Consider the following 20,104-nt stretch of genomic DNA (forward strand, 5'->3'; position numbering starts at 1 on the left):
TTAGTTTTTCATTCTCACAACGTTAAGGATATAAATTGTGAAAAGTGTCGCTATAACTGCAGATCCAAGTATGAGCTCCACCCAAAAACAACCTTGGAAACTGGCCTTTGTTTTTTGTTTTTTAGTTTTACTATGTGATGGAGCTGATATCGGTATTCTTGCCTTTACCTTATCCAGCCTAAAACTAGAGTTTGCACTGACCAATGTACAAGCTGGCGCTCTAGGCAGTTGGTCGTTATTTGGGATGGCAATCGGTGGGTTCTTTGGTGGCTGGGCTTGCGATCGCTTTGGCCGAGTACGTGTCATCGTTCTTGCGACTGGCATGTTCTCTATATTGTCTGGTTTTAGTGGATTGGTGCAGAGCTATGAGCAGTTTGTCACGCTACGGGTTATTGCCTGCTTGGGGCTTGGTAGTCTTTATATCGCTACCAATACGCTTATGTCAGAGATGGTACCTACCAAGCATCGAACCACTGTACTTGCTGCATTAATGACTGGATTTACTTTAGGCTCATTGGTTATCACCAGTGTATCCGCTTGGATCATTCCTAGCTATGGTTGGCGCACACTATATCTACTGACGTTTTTGCCGATACTTTTGGCAGTATCAATGTACTTTTTAGTCCCCGAACCCCAGTCTTGGAAAGACGCTCGAGCACTAAAACTGAGCGGCGCACTAGATACTCTCAAAAAAGCAGAGAACCCATACAAAGCGATAATGGAAAATCCGAAACACCGTATTATGTTTATCCTATGGTCAATGAGCTCAGGACTTTTGTTATTCGGCTATTTTGGTGTCAGTAACTGGCTACCTTCTTATCTAGAAACTGAATTGGGTATCAAGTTCAAAGAAATGGCACTGTATATGGCGGGAACGTACCTGACTATGATGTTTGCCAAAGTTGTGGCTGGATTTATGGCTGATAAAATCGGACGTAAGATAGTATTTGCCTTTGGTACGATGGGCACTGCATTGTTTATTCCTATTCTAGTGTATATGCATACTCCAGAAAATATCGGTTGGTTAATGATCACCTTTGGTTTCTTATACGGTATCCCCTATGCCATTAATGCCACCTATCTAACCGAAAGTTTCCCTACTGCTATCCGAGGTACTGCTATCGGTGGTGCATTTAATATTGGACGGCTTGGCTCTGTGATTGCTCCTGTTGCCATTGGTTATATGGCCATGCATAACTCTATCGGCGCAGGTTTATTACTTATGGCAGGTGCATATTTCTTATGTGGTCTTATCCCTACTTTATTCATTAAAGAAAAGCAATATGATCCACAACAAGCCTAACCATACCTCTTATAATGACTATCGCTACCGTTCATACCGCATAGCGAAACAATAGTTTCTCGTTATGCTATGCTGAGAATGTGAAAGTAAATTGATATAATATAATCAAAGAGACAGTGGGTAACTGTGAGCTGATATTCGCTCACAGAATGCTATGAATAATAAAGTTTTGTGATTTTATAACGTTTGTATGAATTTGATTGGGGATAATAGACGACATATGACTAATGATACCCTTGCCGATGAAGACACTAACAATGAGATGCATATTGAACTGTTAGAACCCATTGCAGAGATGAGAGATAAAAACGACAGACAGTTTGTCACAGCGTTGGCTCGAGGATTAGAGCTGCTGCGTTGTTTTACCCCGCAGCGGCCTTATCTAGGTAACCAAGACTTAAGTCAGCTGACAGGACTTCCTAAAGGAACCATCACTCGTCTGACCTATACATTGGTCAAATTGGGATACTTAAAACAATCGACCAATAGCAGTAAGTACCAGCTCTCAACAGGGGTACTAAGTTTTGGTTATACGATGATGACTAATATCTCTATCAATAACCTTGCGACTCCTTATATGGAAGAGCTAGCAGACTATGCCAATAGTGCCGTTGCCATGGCTACTCGTGATCGACTGATGATGGTGTATCTAAACGTTGTACAAGGCCAAGGGACCACGACCATGCAACGCAATGTCGGCTCTTATTTGCCTATTCATTTAAGTTCGATGGGGAGAGCCTGTTTGGCGAGTATGCCACCTGCTGAGCAAGAGTTTATTCTTAATGCGATTCGTAATAAGTATAAGGATGATTGGCTAAAGATTAGACGAGGATTAGATAAAGCCTTTCAAGACTATGAAGACTACGGTTATTGTTTTTCAATTAGTGAATGGCAAAAGGATGTCAATGCGGTAGCCATTGCGCTGATGCACCCGACGGAAGGCTTGCTCACTTTTAACTGCGGCGCACCAAGTTTTATCCTTAGTCGCACCAAACTAGAAGAAGATATTGCCCCTCGCCTACTACATATGAAAAATATGATTGAGAGTAATCTATATATTAACTAGCATCACTCAAATGAGCCCTATAAAAATAACGATTCATCTCCACCAACTATTCAAGCGGTAATCATATAAATCATTCATATCGCTTTTGCATTTTATGTTACATGCCTTTAGACGTGTTTTTTGAGGATTCACCATGAGCCAGCTTTTTTCGCCTTTAAAACTTGGGCAACTCACACTAGATAACCGTATTATCATCGCCCCTATGTGCCAGTACTCTGCCAACGATGGCGCGGCAAGCGATTGGCATACGATCCATTTGGGCCAAATGAGTTTGAGCGGCGCAGGACTACTTATTTTAGAAGCGACTGCTGTCAATCCACAAGGGCGTATCAGCTATGCTGATTTGGGATTATGGGATGACAGGACGCAAGCGGCACTGGATAAAACGCTAACAGCAATTAGGCAGTACAGTCCTATGCCAATAGGCGTACAACTTGCCCATGCTGGGCGTAAAGCGTCAACTGAAAAACCATGGGACGGCGGCGGTTCAATTGCCCCTGATCAGCTAAATGGCTGGCAAACGGTGGCACCGTCGGCGCTTGCCTATGACGAAAACTCAAACGTGCCTAAAGCAATGGGTCAAAATGACATTGATGCGCTAATAAGTGATTTTGTGAATGCGGCAAAACGCGCCGATGCGCTGGGTCTTGATTTAATTGAGCTGCATGGTGCGCACGGCTATCTATTACATCAGTTTTTATCGCCACTTTCTAATAACCGTGATGATCAATACGGCGGCAACCTTGAGAACAGAATGCGCTTGTTACTTGACGTGTTTACAGCGGTTCGGGCCGAATTTTCAAGTAAAAAGCCAGTGGGCGTGCGTGTGTCTGCAACCGATTGGGCCCAAGGCGGCTGGGATCTCACCCAAACGATCGAGCTGGCTAAAGCATTGGAGGCGTTAGGCTGTGACTATATCCATGTGAGCACCGCAGGACTTAGCCCAGACCAGCAGATCCCTGTAGAGCCTAGCTTCCAAGTGCCTTTCGCAACCGCCATAAAAGAAGCTGTAGATATACCCGTCATCGCAGTGGGCTTAATCACCGAAGCCGAGCAAGCGCAAAGCATCATTGCTGAGCAGCAAGCGGATGCGGTTGCATTAGCACGCGGTATACTTTATGACCCGCACTGGCCTTGGCACGCTGCTGCCGAGCTTGGTGCAACCGTCAAAGCACCCAAACAATATATACGCTCAAGCCCACATGGTAAGCCGTCTCCGATAGAGTAAATGTATAGGCAAGTATTGGCTCAATGGGTTATGACCAATTGAGCTTTGTTGTTATGAATGGAGTCTTTAGCGAGTGCTTTTCAGCATAGAAGTCGCTAAAACGCGAGCTTAGGCTGTTTTGTAAGATTAAAAGAAAAGTAAAGATTCATACTATTTAAGTATTGACGGTTGGCTTAGTGCCAAAAGTGGGCTGTGGTAACGCCTTGCTAGGAGGAAAAATAATGACTGGCCAAAATTACAAGTCGATGGCCAACAGTTATTTTTCTTTATTGAGCAACTTGTTAGACTCTGTAAATATTGACGGCATACTGGATAATGCCAAAAATGCAAGTTGCTCTATATCTAAAGCAGGCTCAGAGTTGAAGTGCTTGTAATATCGCATATAATCAGGCCACTCTTCAATAAACCGACTTCCTCCATGTACCAGCTCATTTCGCAAGTCGAATAGCCACGTAATTTTTTCTTTCCAACCATTATTTTGCGGGAGTTCTGATACACCATTCACAATAGATTTTTCAACAGATCCTCTGTTCCCATAAAGCGCATCAAGAGCTACAAAATATTGAATATATGACTCGATATCTTTTGAATTCATACCTTTGTTAATAAAATGTGCGCATTTATTAATTCGATCTCTCTGTTCTTTTGGTAACCTAGCTTCCAGCTCATACCATGCTTTAATTTTATTTATGTCCTCAGCGTTTAATACCTTTTCCTCTAAATAGTATGGTAAGAGTTTACCTATTTCAGAGGTTGTAAACATATTAATATTTGAGTCTTTATGCGGAATTTGCATTGAATGCGAGTAAGCTCTTGCCATTACTTTGTGAAGTCTATTTTTAGTGGATACAGCGTAAATGACAGAAAATAACTTTCTGAGTTTTAATGATGATGAAAATCTACTACCACTTAGTGTGCCTCTTGACTCAGTTATAAATAAATACTCATAGCTTAAGCGACTAAATTGAGTTGTCTCTCTATCTTTATAATTGCCAGTTTCAGGGTTTATATCATTGGTTACATATCCAATATCAGATAGTCTACTCCAATAACTTTTATCAGATTTATGTATGACATGGATTCTTTCTGACTCAATGAAAAATGTATCTCCCGATATTCTTGGTGCGGTGTATATAACACACCAATCTGTAATAGAGGATTTGACATTTTTTATTATTTTTTCTAATAAGTACTTTGCAAAGTATTCAGTATTAGAAACTGAACGACATTCAAATAGTGTTTTCTTTCTGCCAAAACAGACATCATCACTATTAAAAACATGCTTATCCACACATATTTCACGTAAAGTACTTCGTACGCTAGTTTGAATAGATTTATGATGTGGGGCAGTGATTAGTTGTGCATAGGGATAGTGAAGAAGATGTGCCTCTATTATCAACCACTAGGCTAATGATATCAAGGGTTAAGCATATTTGGTGGCGCTGGTTATGCACGAATAGATTTTGAGCAGGAATGAGAGATGTTGATATAATTGCGGTGTTTAATTGTGCATATATGAGGATAGTTTGATAGGCGTTTAAACGATGTTTAAATAGTGATTAAGGGCAGCCGCGTTGGTTGCCCTTTTTTATGAACACTGCATTGTTATTTACAACCTTTCGCGGATAGCTCTAAGTCCAACTCACGAGACACTAATTCCGTTTTCCTCATGCTAAGCAATAGTTTGAGTTCTAGAAGATCTTCCTTGTCAGCCGTGGTTTTGAGTTTAGCTTTGATATTGTCCAGCTCATTGCGTAGTCGGTCTACATCTTTTTGAATATCTAAGCTTTTTTGGCTCATGGTATTGTCGATAGCCATTCTAATTCCTTAAATTATATGTTTTCATAATTATAATACCTCCAATCAGGCAGGTTATAGCTTGTCGAGCTACTGTAACTCTCGTATTTGATGACGAGTATTTTCTATCTTTTCAACTAAAGGTTTGATAAATATCGATATTGTTACCATTCCGCCAATTAATATCCAGTATGCGAAAGGGTGGATATCGGTTAGAAGTGCCGCCAACGCTACACCTCCAGCAAGAACTAACATTAGAATCAGAAGAGGCAGTATTTTTTTCTTAAGCTGTTGCTGCTCAAACCTTAGTTGGTCTAGGTTTTCTAGCCTAATCAGTTCTTGTGCGTAAGCATCCATATTAAACCCACAATGAATGCAACAATCAGTCAGACGCCAAGTAAGTTCATCACACTGCACACAAACAATAGCGTTAGGATGATCTTCTGGCGGCGGTTTCTGCCGATATACATTGAAGCTGTCAGCTATTTGGGCGTTAGGGCTAGCAAAAACCCCTTTGTAATCAGGTGCTTTCATTGCACTACCCTTTGAAGCTGTCTTCTATTTTTGCGTGTGGACTGCCAAAGATGCCTTTCTTATCACCACCACTGTTGAGGCTGTCAAATCCGCCAATGATAAAGCGTAGCATCATGCGGCGCTGGTCATCATCTAAGACTCTAAACTCACTAAGTAGGAATCTCTCTTCTTCTGTGAGCTTATGCTGGGTATCAATCATGGCCTTGAGAGTATCTATAGCGTCCTCTACGCTGATACCCTTTGCAGCACTTATAGCGGCGATATCAGGTATTTCTGTATTAACCTCTCCAGTATTTCCATCTAACCCGTTAACCAACCAGTCTAAGCTTACATTAGCCGCTTTTGCAAAGGCTACTATGTTAGACAGTTTCGGATCTGAAGTTCCTTCCTTCCATCTCGTCAATGTTGGATAAGTAATGCCTGCTTTTGCGCAAGCCAAACCAACCCCTCCTATTTTCTGGATAGCTATTTCTAAGCGTTTTTCGAAATCTTTATTGCACATGTAAGGTTACTCCAATCATGTGCGTTTCATAAAAATGAAATCTAGCGCACATATTAAAAATAAATTGATATTAAACAAGGGCTTATGATTATTCATGTTTAATTATCCTTTTTATTTAACATGTGCGGTTAAATAGATGTTGATTTAATCAAACGCACATGTTTAAATATGTTTATCAACTCAAAGGAGCAACTAAAATGAACCACGTACAAGACAATCAAAAAAAACCACACGACTGGCATCGTGCGGATGTGATTGCAGCTTTACACAAGCGAGGTTGGTCAGTAGCAGCGTTAGCAAGGGCGCATAAATTAGGTGAAAGCACGGTACGCAGTGCCTTGGATAAACCTTATCCTAAATCTGAGCGGTTAATTGCGGAGGCAATTGGCGTTGCCCCTGAAACTATCTGGCCAGAACGTTTTGCTGAACGTAATTTTACACCAACCTTACGCTCATGTTAACTCATAATTGGGAGAAATGCACATGAGTGTTGAAATTAAATCCTATTACACAGCTAAAGAGATCGCAGATATGCGATTAAAGTCATTGCCTACGTTCCATCGCAATGTGCGAACTACAGCTGAAAAAGAAAACTGGGTGTCTCGAAAAAGGTCGGGTCGCGGTGGCGGTTTGGAATATGCGTTTGATAGTTTACCCGCTGACGCACAAGCAGAAATCAAAGCCAAGGCTTATAAGGCGTTGATGCCTAAGCAATCGACAAAGGCACAACGTGATATCGCGATGATCGCTAACCGTAGTATCGACACGCTAGACAGCGACCAACGCGCCACTGCTGATGCTCGTCTGCGTATGACCTTACTGGTCGATCAATACGAGGTGTCTGCGGGTAGTCGTACTGCTGCTATCAAGCTGGTGTCTGAGATGAGTCGTGATTTGGCGCTGCCTGTTGATGAGTCAACTGACTACAACACGGTCTGTGCAACGGCTTTGGCTAAGACTCGCGGTAAGGCTGGCGTCGGTGTACGCAGGTTGCACCAATGGTGTCTAGATGCTGCGAAGTGTGAGACGCCAACCGAACGACTGCTGGCGCTTGCCCCACAAAAGCAAGGACAGCCTGTGATTAAACCAACCCGTATGGAGTGGCTGCCAGATTTTATGGCGGTGTATCGCAATACCAATGGTCTGAGCATGGCTGAAGCGTATCGCACGTTTGAGCTGTCATACGGCGCAAAGCATGGCGCTGACGCCGTCCCTCATTATGATGCGGTACGCCGTGCGATGGATAAGATGCCGAAATATGTGCGCGAATGTGGCCGTCTGACTGGCGCAAGTATGAAAGCACTTAAGACTTATGTGAAGCGCGACTGGTCAACGCTGGTCAATAACGATGTGTGGACGGGTGATGGTCACAGCTTAAAAATGAAAGTCGCCCATCCTGACCACGGCAAGCCGTTTACACCTGAGCTGACTTTGATTATGGACACGGCAAGTCGCTATATCGTTGGTTGGTCGATGGCTTACTCAGAAAACATGCTCGCTGTCGGTGATGCGCTGCGTCATGCGATGACCAAGCACGGTATCCCTGCGATTTACTACTCGGATAACGGCTCAGGTCAGAAAAATAAGACGTTTGATACGGATGTGATCGGCATTTTCCCGCGTCTTGGCGTCCATCATGAGACGGGTATACCAGGAAACCCACAAGGACGCGGCATCATTGAGCGTGTCATGAAAACGATTGCCCAGCCTATCGCCCGTCAGTTTGAAACGTATCACGGCCCGAACGTTGACAGCGACACGCACCGCAGAATCAGTACCGCGACGACAAGCCTTGCCAATGCACAAGCTGCGGGACGTGAAGTACTGACGCCTAAGCAAGCATGGGCCAAAGGCAAACTACCAAGCTGGCAGCAACTGCTTGATGTCACTGAAGCGGTCATCCATTCGTACAACACAGAGCACAAGCATACCGCGCTTGGCAATGTGACCCCAGCGGCGATGCGTCAGCATATCTTTAATCAGATGGATGCTGAAGACATCATCCCGCTGACTGAAGTTGAAGCTCGCGACATGTTCCGCCCTGCGGTGAGCCGTAAAGTGCAACGCGCATGGGTCACGGTCTATAACAATGAGTACTGGCATCAGGCGCTAGAAGCTTGGGACGGCAAGTATGTCGATATCTTTATCGATCAGCACGACGCGGCAACGGTCATCATCCGCGACAAAGACGGCAGCTATATCTGTGATGGTGTTCTGAATGGCAATAAGCGTCTGGCATTCCCTGAAACACTGGTCGAACGCACCAAGCGTCAACGTGCTGAGACTCGTATCAAGAAACTGGATGAGAAAAAAGCACAGGCAATCGCTGAGACCCGCCCAGCTATTGAGCACGAAAAGGCGCAGACGCTGCATGAGCTGATGCCGACGACTGTGACACCAGAAGCCAAAACCGAATATTTTATGTTCCTCACAGATGCTGAAGACACCAATAACAAACAAGCTAAATAAATAAGGACATTAATCATGAGTATCGAACTATTAAAAGCACATATCGAAGCCACTGGCATGAGTCAAAAGCAGGTTGGCTCACAACTTGGCTACTCTGCCTCAGTCATCAATCAGTACCTTAAAGGGACTTATAGCGGCGACGTTAAAAGCATTGATAAAGCGGTTGCTGAGCTGACCCAGCGCCAAGAGAGCAAATCGACTGATGTATCGAGTGAGTTTATCGCTACGCCAACTGCCAAACGCACGCTTGAAAGCTGTGGTTTTGCTCACGCCATGAACGATATGCAGCTGGTCATCGGTGATGCTGGGCTAGGTAAAACAATGGCGCTTAAAGAGTATGCCGCCCGTCATAGCAATGTGGTGATGTTAGAAGTTGATCCTACCTTTAGCGCGAAAGTACTACTGGCTGAACTCTGCAACTTGCTGGGTGTGACAACTGGGCGCAACAACAACGCCATGATGACGGCTGTGATCGAAAAGCTAAAAGGCTCTGACCGTCTACTCATCGTCGATGAAGCTGAGCTACTGACACTGAACTCGCTTGAGATACTGCGCCGCATTCATGACAAGGCGGGCATCGGTATCGTGCTCGCTGGTATGCCACGCCTACGTGCCAACCTGCGCGGTGCGCGTGGACAGTACAAGCAAATCTACAGCCGTATCGGCATGGTGCATGATCTCAAAATGCGCCTACCTGCTACTGATATCGCGATGTTCTGTGAAGCGGCGCTGGGTACAGATGCGTTTAACGAGCGTTTAGAGAAAGTTTCTGGCGGTAATGCGCGTCGTTTAAACAAGCTGCTACGCGGTATCAATCGCCTCGCTGTGATTAACAAAGCGCCTGTCACGGTAGAGATGATTGATCGTTTTGCCGACATGTTGATTGACTAATAAGGAACACGGAATGCCAAAGTTAAGTAAAGAGCAGATTAAGACGTTGAGTACTGAAAGCTATATATATTCAGGACTCAAACTCATGTGCGACGGCTACGCCATATCGCTACAAGAGCGGTTGTACAAACGCAAATTGCGAGTGGTTTTATATGTTAACGGCCAGCTAAAGGGTGGTTGGATACTTGATCCTGAGCTGCATCCTGAAAGTAAGTTTTATATGCCAAATGTTCGATATGTAAGAAAAAGCCCACGTAGCAAGAAGAAGGAAAAGGTTGATATGGGGGTTCGCAGAGTTGACTTTGCCAGTATCGGTCAGGCGCTACGCCACTTAAACACCGTCTGCGATAGCGTTGAAGTGATTGAAGACAAACCGAGCGCAAAGGTTGATTTTGCAACACAGCAACATTGCGAAGATTTAGTTTCATCGGTATTAGGAGACGACCAATGAGCAAGCAATTCAAAAGCATAAAGGTTGGTGCGCTCAGCAAAGAGTCAGCTATACGCATGGCAAACCGCCTTAATGAACTGCATTTTAAAAATCAATATGCAGGTTGTCACGGTACGGAAGTCATGAAAGGCCAATACGTCACCACGCTATTTGTCAAAGACGGTCAAGAAGTAAAAGATGCTCATGTAGCAGCAGTACGGGCATGGGATACGGTTTTGAGACAGCGTAAAGAAAGGGAGACGCCCAATGAACTCTAAAAAAATCCTTATGGCAAAGGTGCATATCGGCAAAAAAGACCTCGGTCTTGACGATGACACCTACCGCGACGTGCTGTGGCGCGTCACAGGTAAGCGCTCATGCTCTGATATGACCATCGCCCAGCTTGAGAGCGTGGTCAAAGACATGCAAAACAGCGGTTTTAAGCCAAAAGCAACGCCAAAACACGGCAAAAAACCTGATGTTATCAAGCGTCGCAAGAACCTAATGAGCAAGATTGAGGCGATATTGGCTGATATGGGGCTGCATTGGAACTACGCACACGGCATGGCAGACAGTATGTTCCAGATTAAGCGCCTGCAATTCTTAAATGACAACCAACTATACAAAGTAACCCAAGCGTTGAGCGTGCATCAGCGCCGAGAAGCCAAAAAAGCGGCGGCAAACGCACAGAAAAAAGCGGTACCAGAACCGAAATGAACGCAAACCTGTAATACCAAAGCATAAATGAACGCAAATTTATCAAATAAACACAGCTGGAGCCGCCAATGAGCAAGCAACACATCGACATCGACGCATTAGTAAACGAGCTGTTACCAGAGTTATTGCCTGATGTCGTCGTCGATATCTCTAACCTCATTGGTTATGAAACGACGCTGAAACTTGTGCAAGCCTTTGGTGGTGTTGATTTTCCGATGCCAAAGGGTGAAGTATCAAGCGCCGCGATGGATAAGTTGATCGCAACTGTCGGTGAAGATGCCGCTCGAAAGCTTATGCAAGCCTTTGGTGGTGATGATGTCTACATCCCACGCTGTCATGTGGCACTGATACAGCTACGCAATCAAGAGTTTCGTCAAAAAGTGATGATGATGGTCGCACGCGGTGACACACAGACCGCCGCTATCCACCTATACGCGCCGCAGTACGGCTTTACTGAGCGCTGGGCATACGTAGTGCTAAGCGCTGAGAGCAAGCGAGCTGATACGCAACTGAGCTTGTTTGATAACTGATTTTTGTTTTTAACCCTAATTTTAAAATTAACGAAATGGTGATGATGATGACGAATACGACGATGAAAAAACCGCCTGTACCGCTTGACGTGCCTGTACTACCTAGTGCTGATGACTATCGTGACGGCATGAACAAGATGCGTGCAAAAATCGATTGTCCTGTGCTGAGCACTGATGAGCAAGCGATGGCCGATGAGCTGCGCGAGTTTAATTGGGATGCGCCTGCCCATGATGACTATCCTCATGCGCTGCGTCCCAGTGTCGATGAGTATCTCAAGCAGCAATATCAAGCCTGTATGCTCGCTCGCTATCCTGATTTTGAGGTGGCGACTGAGAATGACATCGCAAAGCTGAAGCTGCGAATGGATCAGATGTACGTCTTCAACATGGTCATTGTGGTGCTGCTAGGTTTGCTACTGGCACTGGGTGTCTGGCTTATGTTTTTGGTGGCTTAGGGAGATAAAGGTAATGGAAAACACAATCAATTTTTACTTTTTAGGTAATGAAGATCAAGCGACAGAAGCTGCTCTAAAGCTAATACCCAAAACGGCAAAAAACAGAGAGATAAAAATCGTTTGTAGTACTAATGGTTATGGTCATAACACGCCGACGTATCAAGTTACTGTGAAATTCGTTAATTATCATACATATGCCGTTATTACAAATGCTGCTGATATTTTTGATAACGCACCCACGGAAGGAGAAACCAATGCAAACCAGAGAATTTAAAGTGAACAATGATGCTGACTGGAAAGAGATGTGCGAAAGCATCCAGTACGAGTTACTTGTTAGAACAATCGTCAGACTCGCACCTAACTTAACAGACGAAATCGTCGTATCAGCGCAAGAGTTTATTGACGCACAGCCAGAGATCCATCATGAGTCGTTAGCCGAGCCAGTGAGGTTCACGACTGAAAGAGTTATTAACAAAATATCTGCTGATAAAGCAAAAAACCAAAAGGAATCTACCCATGAATAATCAAAATCAAACGACTCAAGTGCCAGATGGTTATATGCAAAACGCCAAAGGTCACTTGATCCCTGTCGATAAGGTCAAGCCTGTCGATAAACTGCGTGACGAAGTCGTCAAAGACATGATCGCTATTGCTATCAAACAACGTGCTGAGATGCGCATTGCTAAAAACAAGCTGTTTGATACGTTTAATGACTTTGTCGCCTTGTCAGCTCAAGAGTACAAAGTGACTCTAGGCGGTAAAAAAGGCAATACAACGCTGCTGTCGTTTGATGGTAAGTATAAAGTACAAGTCGCTGTCTCTGAAAATATTGTCTTTGATGAGCGTCTGCAAGTTGCCAAAAAGCTGATTGATGAATGTCTCACCGATTGGACGCAAGACAGTAACGACAATATCAAAGTGCTGATTAATCAAGCGTTCCAAGTTGACAAAGAAGGCAATATCTCAACGGGCCGTGTACTTGCGCTACGTAGTTTAGATATCAATGACGACAAGTGGACAAGCGCGATGGATGCCATTAGTGATGCTATCCAAGTCACCGATACCAAAGAGTATATCCGCTTTTATGAGCGTGATGAGCAAGGCGCTTATCATCAAATCTCACTTGATTTTAGTAATGTGTAGGAGTGATGCGTTATGGCTAAAAAAGCAACAATACATGAAATCATGCACAGTATCGACAAGCTCAAACTGGTTAGCGATAGGACTAAAATATGTCTAGATCGAATGGTTGAGCCTTTGAATGAGCGCCTTGAACATTATGACATGATGGTTTGGTGGGACGGTGAAGAGTACATGATTAATCAAACAGCGGCTGATAAAAGTATTGGTATTAGCTTTAACTTAGATGATGAAAAGTTGCTGCGTCTAATGCTGAAGACTGATAGAACCTTGCTCAGATACTGCAAAAACTGGGGGTAGTTATCATGAAACGACAACAACATGACCCAAACGCAGCGCCAAGACGTATCAAACGATATATCAAAAAGCTAAACAGTCGGCTCAATGAACACGGCATCATCGTCCGCTTTGAGCGTGAGACACGTCATATCGTTATTTGTAGACCCGCTTCAAGACAAGGCGATTGCAGCGTCTATCTGAGTGAAGTCAGATACAAAAAGCTGATGCAATTAAAAAACGCTGATCTAGCAGCTTATTTTAAAGCCTGGCACCGTGAAAAAACCATTCATCAACTATCAAAAACAAGGAAGGCGTCATGAGACTAGAAGAGATTAGAAAAATAGCGCAGCAGCAGGATACGAATACGTATCTAGTAAATATGGATACCATCAATGACGATATCGAACTGATATTTGAGATGCAAGTTGATATGCCTTACCAGTACTGGATTGAAATGCACCAGTTTTATATGTGGCATGAACAAAGTCTGAAGCAGTGCGGTGGTGATGTTATAAGACGTGTCATCAAGTTTTATGGTCAAAGGATTATTGAGTATCTCGCGGATGGCAAGCCTTGGAGTCCACGAGGTGTCAATCAGATGCTTGATGAGGTTGAAGGTTTGGTTGGCACTAAGTTTATCACTGTCAACGTTATCGAATTTGACTTCGATTATGAAATAGCAACCAATTATGAAATTAAATCAAAAGGATGAAATTATGAATAAGCAAGAATTAATCAAGAAAATCGCTCAAGACTCGCATCGTACTGACACGAGCGCTGCGATAGCTCTGCAAGTCGTTCTTGATGCCATAACTGATACGCTGGCATCAGGTGAAGATGTGAAGCTGGTCGGCTTTGGCACGTTTAAGGCAACTCATCAACCAGCACGCATGGCGCATAATCCTCAAAACGGCGAACCTGTCGAAGTCCCTGCCAAAAAGCGTATCAGCTTCATCGCTGGTAAAGGATTAAAAGACATCGTTAATTTAGATTAGATTTAAATGCCATTTAAACCCCTATAAAGGCTGGCATTGAGCCAGTCTTTTTTACATCAAATTGGAGTAATACTATGTCAAAGGATCGCAGCATAAACGCCCTTAACGGCCACCTGCATGACCAACTCGAACGACTGCTAAACCCTGATCTAGAAGGTGAAGCCATCGAAGCTGAAATCAAACGCAGCAAAGCCATTACCAATCTATCAGCACAAATCATCGACGGTGAGCGCGTCATCAACGAACGAGCTAAGATCATCGCGGAGTACGCACCAGAGCGTATGGTTGAGACACTTATGCCAAAGGAGATCAGCCATGCAGGGTCGAAATAATCGCGCTATTCCTTACTCAGATGAGGAACTCAGCTGGATAGAGACCAATCAAACGGGCATCAGTCGCAAAGATTTGGCGACTAAATTTAACGCCGCATTCAAGCGTGAGCTTAGTGCTGACAACCTAGGCGCATTGTGCAAACGTAAAAAATGGGCAAATGGACTTGATACTGTTTTTAAAGAAGGTCAAGAGTCGTGGAATAAAGGCACTAAAGGACTGACTGGCCGCAACAGAACGACGTTTAAAAAAGGTCAAATGCCTTACAATCACAAGCCCGTCGGACACGAGTATAAAAACACTCAAGGCTACATCATGATTAAAGTCGCAGAGCCGCGTAAGTTTGAGTTAAAGCATCGTCATGTGTGGCAGCAAACCAATGGTAAGATACCAGCGCGGCATGTGATACGGTTTTTGGATAATGACCGCAGCAATTGCAGCCTTGAAAATCTGATCTGTGTGCCGGTCGAAGTCAACGGTAAAGTCAATCACCGCGATGAGCGATTTGCCGATGATGTCGATATCAATAAAGCAGTGCTACTGACCGAAACCCTTAATTATCATGTGAACAATAGAGCAAGATAAATAACCGCCTTTACCCAACCCGCTACCAGTCCTCTGATAGCGGGTTTTTTATTGCCTACCTGAACCGCATCATCTAACCGCTCTATCTCACCATCATCATAATGGGCTTACATCAATTATTGATATGAGATTGTGATGACAGTTGACACACTACCCGATGATACCCAGTTTTATGATTGGCTACGCACACAAGTGCCAGATCGCAAACTGACACAATTGAATGTCGATGGCGCTAAAGAATTGCTTGAACACACACCGCCTGACCGTCTTATGGCCGTACTCATTAGCATGGGCTTAGCGTCTTTGCCTGTGCTGCTCATCCCTCGTAAGAACCCGCCAAAAGCCACGCGCGAGGAGATCATTAGCGCTGCTAAGCGTATCAATGTCGATCCCGCTACTATCAAAGCGCTCAATGATATTGAGTCACCAAAAGGTGGGTTTTATGCAGATGGTACGCCTGTCATCTTGTTTGAGCGCCATAAGTTTTATGACGCACTGACTAAGCGCCACTGGTATACCAAACGCAATGAAATGGTTGCTAAGTATCCTGATGTCTGTAATGGAAGCAGTGGCGCGTATAACGTACGACCGCAATATGAAAAATTAGAGATAGCAGCAACCCTTAATTGGGATGCCGCGCATGAGTCAGCATCATGGGGCTTTGGGCAAGTGATGGGCTTTAACTGGCAAAAGCTGGGCTATGAGTCTATTCGTGATTTTGTCACGCGAATGTATGAGTCGGAAGGTCAGCAGCTTGATGCGGTGTGTCGTTATATCAAAGTGACGGGGCTTGATGCTGCATTGCGTAAGCATGACTGGGCTGCATTTGCTAAGGGTTATAACGGCTCAGACTATCAGCGCAATGACTACGACAACAAGCTGATGAGCGCTTATGCCAAAGCCAAACGTGAGGGCTGGTAATGACTTACTTAATGATTGCATGGCGATGGCGCTATGAGATTTTGACATTGTGCTTTGTTTTTACGTTTGCTTTTGCCGTCGATGGCTGTAGAGAAAAAGATAAGCAGATCAAGCAACTCAAAACCGAGCACGCGCTTGAGCTGACCACATTAAACGCTGACTATCAGACCCGTGCGCGCAAACTGGAGCAAGAGCAATATGACCAGACAATCACTGCCATCAACGATCATAAAAAGCGCGAAGCGGCTAATGCTAGCGCCATTGCTAGTGCTAATACTGCTAATGAGCGGCTGTCACAGACTATCGACCGACTCGCCGCCAATGCCGAAACCGACGCCACCTATCGTGCTCAGTACGCCGCTACCACAGGTCAGCTACTCAAAGAATGTAGCGGATCAATTACAGCGCTGGCAAAAGCAGCTGATGGACACGTCAACGACATCAGACTCTTGCAAGACGCAAGATGATGGTTGCAACGAATGAGTGAGTCAAAAATGAATATTAAACCCGTAGAGAATTGGCGAAATGGCTGGAAATGGCTTAGCAACTGGGCGTTTGTGCTCGTGGTTTTTTTAGCAACCACGCCGTTACCGCCTGAGCTGCTCATGCTACTGCCAGAAGAGAACCAAAAACAAGCCATTGCTATTGTTGCTTTTGCGGGACTTATCCTGCGGTTTATCGATCAATCAAAAAGAATGGGACACGATCATGAGTATTGAAGATGTATGCGGTGAGATTATTGAGCTGACCAATGAAGACTTTGTAGAGCAAGAAGATTGGTATTTAAAGCAATCAAATAGCCGTACTCCTTTTGAGGCTACCAATCCAAAGGTGCGCAAGCTGGGTCAGCACAATCTGAAAACCTTAAAGCTGATAAAAGAGATGCAATTGCACCTCAAAAAAACCGCTGCACTAGAATCCGAGCTATAGCATGGACGATCTCATCGATAAAGCGAACGAACAAGCGCAGCGCCATCGTGACGCCGCTATAGCAGCTGCACGGCTTAAACAGCAAGCGCTGACGCCTAGTGATGCAACTGAGTGCGAGGACTGCGAAAAGCCTATCGGTGAGAAGCGCAAGCAATACATGCCCTCAGCGACGCGCTGCATCCCTTGCCAGAATGAGTTTGAAGCATGGGAGCGCAGACGATGACTGATACCTTGATTATGTTTGGACTCGCTACCGTTGTCACTCTCGTGTCTACCGTGTTTTGGCGCTGGGTCAGCTCTATTAGCCAAGTCCAAGAAAAAAACGGCAATCAGATTGATACGGTTGCGGCAGACGTGGCAGCGCTTAAGGCTGAAGTATATCGCGACTATCAAAGCAAGTCTGAGTCGCATCGTGATAGCGAGCAGATCCTCGGTATGCTGCGTGAGATTAAAACCGATGTCGTCCGACTTGGCGACAAAATGGACAAAAAGGCGGACAAGTAATGCCCAATCAGCAACAGCACTTTAATAAGCAAGCCGCGCCAACGTCTACAGATGCGACAGACGCACCTAATGAAGTCGTCCAACTACTCGGCGATATCAAAGCGCAAAATCAGACCATGATGAGTCAGTTTGACGCACTAGAGACCAATATCAGTAAACGCGCCACGATGGCGGGTGCAATGGCGGGTGCCTTTACTGGTGGCGTTGGTGGCACGGTCATCAGCGTCGGCATAGAGCTTATCAAAGCTAAGTTTGGAGGCTGATCGATGGCGCACTCGCAGGCTACAAAAGACGATCTACGCAAGAAATACATCTTTGATGGCCTATCGCTAACAATGGCGGCTGTCACAACTGATGTCGGCTATGCAACCGCACAGCGCTGGAAAAACCAAGCAGCTGATGCAGGTGATGACTGGGACAAAGTCAAAGTTGCACACACGATGGCGGGTGGTGACCTAGAAGACATATCGCGCCAAATCTTGACTGATTTTATCATCCAGTTCAAGGCGACGATGGAGTCTATCAAAGCGACTGATGATATTGGGCCAGGACAGCGCGTTGAGATGCTAACCTCGCTTGCTGATGCGTATAACAAAACTGTCGCATCAAGCCGTAAGCTATTGCCTGAAACATCCAAGCTCGCTATTGCCCTGCAAGTACTGGAGCTGCTCGCAAAGTACATCCAAGAGCACAAGCCCGACCTGCTTATTGAGTTTATGAGTGTGCTTGATCCGTTTGGTGATTTGATATCTAAGGAACTGAAGTGACCGACTTTGAAACCAAGCTGCTTGAACAATTAAAGACCATTAGCAGCAAGCTGCCATGGGTTTGCATCTGGCTATTTATTATTATGCTAAAGACGTGTGCGAGATAATATGAGAAACAAAGAGTTTGCTGATCGTCTTAAGGATATTGCCCGTGCGCTGCAAGCCGACATCGATGCGCATTGCAATGACTGGGATAATGATCCCGCTGCAATCGCAGAGCGCGTCGAAAAGGTCAATGATAAAGTCACGGGCTTTGAATACTTTGTCACACATTACTTTCCGCACTACCTGCGTAACCCATCCCAGTCGCACCTGCACAAGTATTTGTTTGCTCGCTTACCGCAAATCCTATCGTCTGAGCGCTCAGAATTGGATGCACTGGCCGCGCCGCGTGGTGAAGCCAAATCAACCATTGTCACCCGTCTGTTTGCCCTGTACTGCGTCGTCACAGATCAGAAGAAATACATCGCTATTATCTCTGACAGTATCGATCAGTCGTCCGAATTTTTACAAGCCATCAAAACCGAGCTTGAGTTCAATCCGCGCATTAAGGCCGACTTCCCTAAAGCATTCGGTACTGGCCGTATTTGGCAGACAGAAACCATCAATACTGCCAATGGTATCAAGATACAGTGTGCCGGTGCTCGTAAGAAAATGCGTGGTTGGGTTTATGGGGCTTATCGTCCTGATTTGGTGCTGCTCGATGACCTAGAGAACGATGAAAATGTAGAGAATCCAGATCAGCGCGACAAACTAGAGCGCTGGTTAAAGCGTACACCGCTGAAGCTTGCCGCCGCTGGCGAAAAGATGGACGTCGTCTATATCGGTACGATACTGCATCACGATAGCGTACTCAATCGCATACTAAAAAATAAAGGTTGGACGACGCGTGTCTTCAGAGCGCTGATCGAATGGCCTGACAACATGAAATTGTGGGATGAGTGGGAAGCTATTTACCACGATAAAGGTGAGCTTGCCGCCATCGCGTTTTATCAAAAGTATAAACGCAAGATGAACAAAGGCGCTGTTGTGTCGTGGGATGCTAGGCCCATTCTTGAGCTGATGATTATCCGCGCCCGTGACGGACACAGTAACTTTGATAGCGAGCTGCAAAACGACCCTGCTGCGGGTGAAGACTCACCATTTACCGATTCAATCAATTACTGGCGCGATCTGCCTGCGGGATTGGTCTACTTTGCCGCGCTCGATCCTTCACTGGGTAAAAAAGGCGCTAAGCGTAAACGCGGCGACCCGTCTGCTATCGTTATTGGCGGCTATGACCGCTTGCATGGCAAGCTGTATATCGTATTAGCAGATATCCAGCGCCGTACGCCTGACAAGATTATATCCGACGTCATCCGCTATCAAAAGGAATATAACTGTCTTGGCTGGGCTGTTGAAGCTGTGCAGTTTCAGGAGTTTTTGCGTACTGAGATTGTCAAGCGATCCGCCGCTGCTGGGGTGCATGTGCCTGCTATTGCTGTCCATCCGCATAGCGACAAGATATTGCGCATTACGGCATTGCAGCCGCATATGGAAAACGAGTTGCTGTTATTGCATCACAAGCAAAAGACGCTAATTGCACATTTTACCCATTTCCCCAAACACGAAAACGATGACGGCCCCGATGCGACTGAGATGGTCTGGAAGCTTGCGACTAGCTTTGCCAAAGCTGCCGCTACGCCAATGGCTGCATTCAACGTGCCTCAGCCCAGCCTGTACCACAATTAG

General features: G+C 45.1%; 33 protein-coding genes. 29 read left to right on the forward strand and 4 right to left on the reverse strand.

Features of this window, described 5'->3' with window-relative positions; all coding sequences use genetic code 11:
* Positions 1 to 70: 70 nt before the first annotated feature.
* The 3 genes from ACTXGF_RS21105 (at position 71) to ACTXGF_RS21115 (ending at position 3,597) form a co-directional block, all read left to right on the forward strand.
* Positions 71 to 1,303, forward strand: coding sequence for an MFS transporter (locus ACTXGF_RS21105; RefSeq protein ID WP_220455972.1), 1,233 nt, complete (start codon positions 71 to 73; stop codon positions 1,301 to 1,303).
* 220 nt (positions 1,304 to 1,523) lie between these two features.
* On the forward strand, positions 1,524 to 2,369 hold the full coding sequence (locus ACTXGF_RS21110) for an IclR family transcriptional regulator (protein ID WP_443534799.1): 846 nt from the start codon (positions 1,524 to 1,526) through the stop codon (positions 2,367 to 2,369).
* A 133-nt stretch (positions 2,370 to 2,502) separates the two neighbouring features.
* Positions 2,503 to 3,597: an NADH:flavin oxidoreductase/NADH oxidase gene (locus tag ACTXGF_RS21115; RefSeq protein ID WP_443534800.1), complete on the forward strand. Its 1,095-nt coding sequence runs from the start codon at positions 2,503 to 2,505 to the stop codon at positions 3,595 to 3,597.
* Positions 3,598 to 3,853: 256 nt separating this feature from the next.
* On the opposite strand, the gene ACTXGF_RS21120 is transcribed toward ACTXGF_RS21115, so the two are convergent.
* The 4 genes from ACTXGF_RS21120 to ACTXGF_RS21135 all read right to left on the reverse strand — a co-directional run bounded on the left by ACTXGF_RS21120 (position 3,854) and on the right by ACTXGF_RS21135 (position 6,430).
* Positions 3,854 to 4,888 carry a hypothetical protein gene (locus ACTXGF_RS21120; RefSeq protein ID WP_443534802.1) on the reverse strand — a complete coding sequence of 345 codons (1,035 nt, stop codon included), beginning with the start codon at positions 4,886 to 4,888 and terminating at the stop codon, positions 3,854 to 3,856.
* Positions 4,889 to 5,202: 314 nt separating this feature from the next.
* Positions 5,203 to 5,415 carry a hypothetical protein gene (locus ACTXGF_RS21125; RefSeq protein WP_443534803.1) on the reverse strand — a complete coding sequence of 71 codons (213 nt, stop codon included), beginning with the start codon at positions 5,413 to 5,415 and terminating at the stop codon, positions 5,203 to 5,205.
* Positions 5,416 to 5,484: 69 nt separating this feature from the next.
* A complete protein-coding gene (locus ACTXGF_RS21130) occupies positions 5,485 to 5,928 on the reverse strand; it encodes a hypothetical protein (protein WP_443534804.1) in 444 nt (147 codons plus the stop codon).
* Between the two features lie 4 nt (positions 5,929 to 5,932).
* Positions 5,933 to 6,430, reverse strand: coding sequence for a helix-turn-helix domain-containing protein (locus ACTXGF_RS21135; RefSeq protein WP_443534806.1), 498 nt, complete (start codon positions 6,428 to 6,430; stop codon positions 5,933 to 5,935).
* A 197-nt stretch (positions 6,431 to 6,627) separates the two neighbouring features.
* Between ACTXGF_RS21135 and ACTXGF_RS21140 the strand changes: the two genes are divergently transcribed.
* The 26 genes from ACTXGF_RS21140 to terL all read left to right on the forward strand — a co-directional run bounded on the left by ACTXGF_RS21140 (position 6,628) and on the right by terL (position 20,104).
* Positions 6,628 to 6,891: a helix-turn-helix domain-containing protein gene (locus ACTXGF_RS21140; RefSeq protein WP_443534808.1), complete on the forward strand. Its 264-nt coding sequence runs from the start codon at positions 6,628 to 6,630 to the stop codon at positions 6,889 to 6,891.
* A 22-nt stretch (positions 6,892 to 6,913) separates the two neighbouring features.
* Positions 6,914 to 8,899 carry a Mu transposase C-terminal domain-containing protein gene (locus ACTXGF_RS21145; RefSeq protein WP_443534810.1) on the forward strand — a complete coding sequence of 662 codons (1,986 nt, stop codon included), beginning with the start codon at positions 6,914 to 6,916 and terminating at the stop codon, positions 8,897 to 8,899.
* Positions 8,900 to 8,914: 15 nt separating this feature from the next.
* Complete coding sequence (locus ACTXGF_RS21150) at positions 8,915 to 9,790, forward strand: AAA family ATPase (protein ID WP_443534811.1); 876 nt, start codon at positions 8,915 to 8,917, stop codon at positions 9,788 to 9,790.
* A gap of 13 nt (positions 9,791 to 9,803) precedes the next feature.
* The gene (locus ACTXGF_RS21155) at positions 9,804 to 10,241 is read left to right on the forward strand and encodes a hypothetical protein (RefSeq protein WP_443534813.1); all 438 of its coding nucleotides are present in this window, start codon (positions 9,804 to 9,806) and stop codon (positions 10,239 to 10,241) included.
* Positions 10,238 to 10,498, forward strand: coding sequence for a hypothetical protein (locus ACTXGF_RS21160; RefSeq protein ID WP_443534815.1), 261 nt, complete (start codon positions 10,238 to 10,240; stop codon positions 10,496 to 10,498). Before ACTXGF_RS21155 ends, ACTXGF_RS21160 begins: the two co-directional genes overlap by 4 nt.
* Complete coding sequence (locus ACTXGF_RS21165) at positions 10,488 to 10,937, forward strand: gp16 family protein (protein WP_443534817.1); 450 nt, start codon at positions 10,488 to 10,490, stop codon at positions 10,935 to 10,937. The genes ACTXGF_RS21160 and ACTXGF_RS21165 overlap by 11 nt, the downstream gene beginning before the upstream one ends.
* Before the next feature lie 68 nt (positions 10,938 to 11,005).
* Positions 11,006 to 11,467, forward strand: coding sequence for a Mor transcription activator family protein (locus ACTXGF_RS21170; protein ID WP_443534818.1), 462 nt, complete (start codon positions 11,006 to 11,008; stop codon positions 11,465 to 11,467).
* 41 nt (positions 11,468 to 11,508) lie between these two features.
* Positions 11,509 to 11,922 (forward strand): hypothetical protein, encoded by a 414-nt coding sequence (locus ACTXGF_RS21175; protein ID WP_443534820.1) that lies wholly within the window; start codon positions 11,509 to 11,511, stop codon positions 11,920 to 11,922.
* Between the two features lie 13 nt (positions 11,923 to 11,935).
* Positions 11,936 to 12,196: a hypothetical protein gene (locus ACTXGF_RS21180; RefSeq protein WP_443534822.1), complete on the forward strand. Its 261-nt coding sequence runs from the start codon at positions 11,936 to 11,938 to the stop codon at positions 12,194 to 12,196.
* Positions 12,177 to 12,446 carry a hypothetical protein gene (locus tag ACTXGF_RS21185; RefSeq protein ID WP_443534823.1) on the forward strand — a complete coding sequence of 90 codons (270 nt, stop codon included), beginning with the start codon at positions 12,177 to 12,179 and terminating at the stop codon, positions 12,444 to 12,446. Before ACTXGF_RS21180 ends, ACTXGF_RS21185 begins: the two co-directional genes overlap by 20 nt.
* Positions 12,439 to 13,065, forward strand: coding sequence for a DUF3164 family protein (locus ACTXGF_RS21190; RefSeq protein ID WP_443534824.1), 627 nt, complete (start codon positions 12,439 to 12,441; stop codon positions 13,063 to 13,065). Before ACTXGF_RS21185 ends, ACTXGF_RS21190 begins: the two co-directional genes overlap by 8 nt.
* A gap of 12 nt (positions 13,066 to 13,077) precedes the next feature.
* Positions 13,078 to 13,362, forward strand: a complete 285-nt coding sequence (locus ACTXGF_RS21195; RefSeq protein ID WP_443534826.1) for a hypothetical protein — start codon at positions 13,078 to 13,080, stop codon at positions 13,360 to 13,362.
* 5 nt (positions 13,363 to 13,367) lie between these two features.
* Positions 13,368 to 13,661 carry a hypothetical protein gene (locus ACTXGF_RS21200; protein ID WP_443534827.1) on the forward strand — a complete coding sequence of 98 codons (294 nt, stop codon included), beginning with the start codon at positions 13,368 to 13,370 and terminating at the stop codon, positions 13,659 to 13,661.
* A complete protein-coding gene (locus tag ACTXGF_RS21205) occupies positions 13,658 to 14,053 on the forward strand; it encodes a hypothetical protein (protein ID WP_443534829.1) in 396 nt (131 codons plus the stop codon). The genes ACTXGF_RS21200 and ACTXGF_RS21205 overlap by 4 nt, the downstream gene beginning before the upstream one ends.
* Positions 14,054 to 14,057: 4 nt before the next feature.
* The gene (locus ACTXGF_RS21210) at positions 14,058 to 14,336 is read left to right on the forward strand and encodes an HU family DNA-binding protein (protein WP_443534830.1); all 279 of its coding nucleotides are present in this window, start codon (positions 14,058 to 14,060) and stop codon (positions 14,334 to 14,336) included.
* Between the two features lie 74 nt (positions 14,337 to 14,410).
* The gene (locus ACTXGF_RS21215; protein ID WP_443534832.1) at positions 14,411 to 14,668 is read left to right on the forward strand and encodes a hypothetical protein; all 258 of its coding nucleotides are present in this window, start codon (positions 14,411 to 14,413) and stop codon (positions 14,666 to 14,668) included.
* Positions 14,652 to 15,251, forward strand: a complete 600-nt coding sequence (locus ACTXGF_RS21220) for an HNH endonuclease signature motif containing protein (protein WP_443534834.1) — start codon at positions 14,652 to 14,654, stop codon at positions 15,249 to 15,251. The genes ACTXGF_RS21215 and ACTXGF_RS21220 overlap by 17 nt, the downstream gene beginning before the upstream one ends.
* Positions 15,252 to 15,386: 135 nt before the next feature.
* Positions 15,387 to 16,172, forward strand: a complete 786-nt coding sequence (locus ACTXGF_RS21225; protein WP_443534836.1) for an N-acetylmuramidase family protein — start codon at positions 15,387 to 15,389, stop codon at positions 16,170 to 16,172.
* Positions 16,172 to 16,639: a hypothetical protein gene (locus ACTXGF_RS21230; protein ID WP_443534838.1), complete on the forward strand. Its 468-nt coding sequence runs from the start codon at positions 16,172 to 16,174 to the stop codon at positions 16,637 to 16,639. The genes ACTXGF_RS21225 and ACTXGF_RS21230 overlap by 1 nt, the downstream gene beginning before the upstream one ends.
* A gap of 27 nt (positions 16,640 to 16,666) precedes the next feature.
* The gene (locus ACTXGF_RS21235) at positions 16,667 to 16,891 is read left to right on the forward strand and encodes a DUF7940 domain-containing protein (RefSeq protein WP_443534840.1); all 225 of its coding nucleotides are present in this window, start codon (positions 16,667 to 16,669) and stop codon (positions 16,889 to 16,891) included.
* Complete coding sequence (locus ACTXGF_RS21240; RefSeq protein ID WP_443534842.1) at positions 16,881 to 17,102, forward strand: hypothetical protein; 222 nt, start codon at positions 16,881 to 16,883, stop codon at positions 17,100 to 17,102. The genes ACTXGF_RS21235 and ACTXGF_RS21240 overlap by 11 nt, the downstream gene beginning before the upstream one ends.
* A gap of 1 nt (position 17,103) precedes the next feature.
* Positions 17,104 to 17,325 (forward strand): TraR/DksA C4-type zinc finger protein, encoded by a 222-nt coding sequence (locus ACTXGF_RS21245; protein WP_443534843.1) that lies wholly within the window; start codon positions 17,104 to 17,106, stop codon positions 17,323 to 17,325.
* Positions 17,322 to 17,606: a hypothetical protein gene (locus tag ACTXGF_RS21250; protein WP_443534845.1), complete on the forward strand. Its 285-nt coding sequence runs from the start codon at positions 17,322 to 17,324 to the stop codon at positions 17,604 to 17,606. The genes ACTXGF_RS21245 and ACTXGF_RS21250 overlap by 4 nt, the downstream gene beginning before the upstream one ends.
* Positions 17,606 to 17,869 carry a hypothetical protein gene (locus tag ACTXGF_RS21255; RefSeq protein ID WP_443534847.1) on the forward strand — a complete coding sequence of 88 codons (264 nt, stop codon included), beginning with the start codon at positions 17,606 to 17,608 and terminating at the stop codon, positions 17,867 to 17,869. Before ACTXGF_RS21250 ends, ACTXGF_RS21255 begins: the two co-directional genes overlap by 1 nt.
* 3 nt (positions 17,870 to 17,872) lie before the next feature.
* The gene (locus ACTXGF_RS21260; RefSeq protein ID WP_443534848.1) at positions 17,873 to 18,373 is read left to right on the forward strand and encodes a DUF1804 family protein; all 501 of its coding nucleotides are present in this window, start codon (positions 17,873 to 17,875) and stop codon (positions 18,371 to 18,373) included.
* A 108-nt stretch (positions 18,374 to 18,481) separates the two neighbouring features.
* Complete coding sequence (terL, locus tag ACTXGF_RS21265) at positions 18,482 to 20,104, forward strand: phage terminase large subunit (protein ID WP_443534850.1); 1,623 nt, start codon at positions 18,482 to 18,484, stop codon at positions 20,102 to 20,104.

The sequence above is a fragment of the Psychrobacter sp. 1Y6 genome, assembly GCF_052258385.2.
Taxonomy (GTDB): Bacteria; Pseudomonadota; Gammaproteobacteria; order Pseudomonadales; family Moraxellaceae; genus Psychrobacter.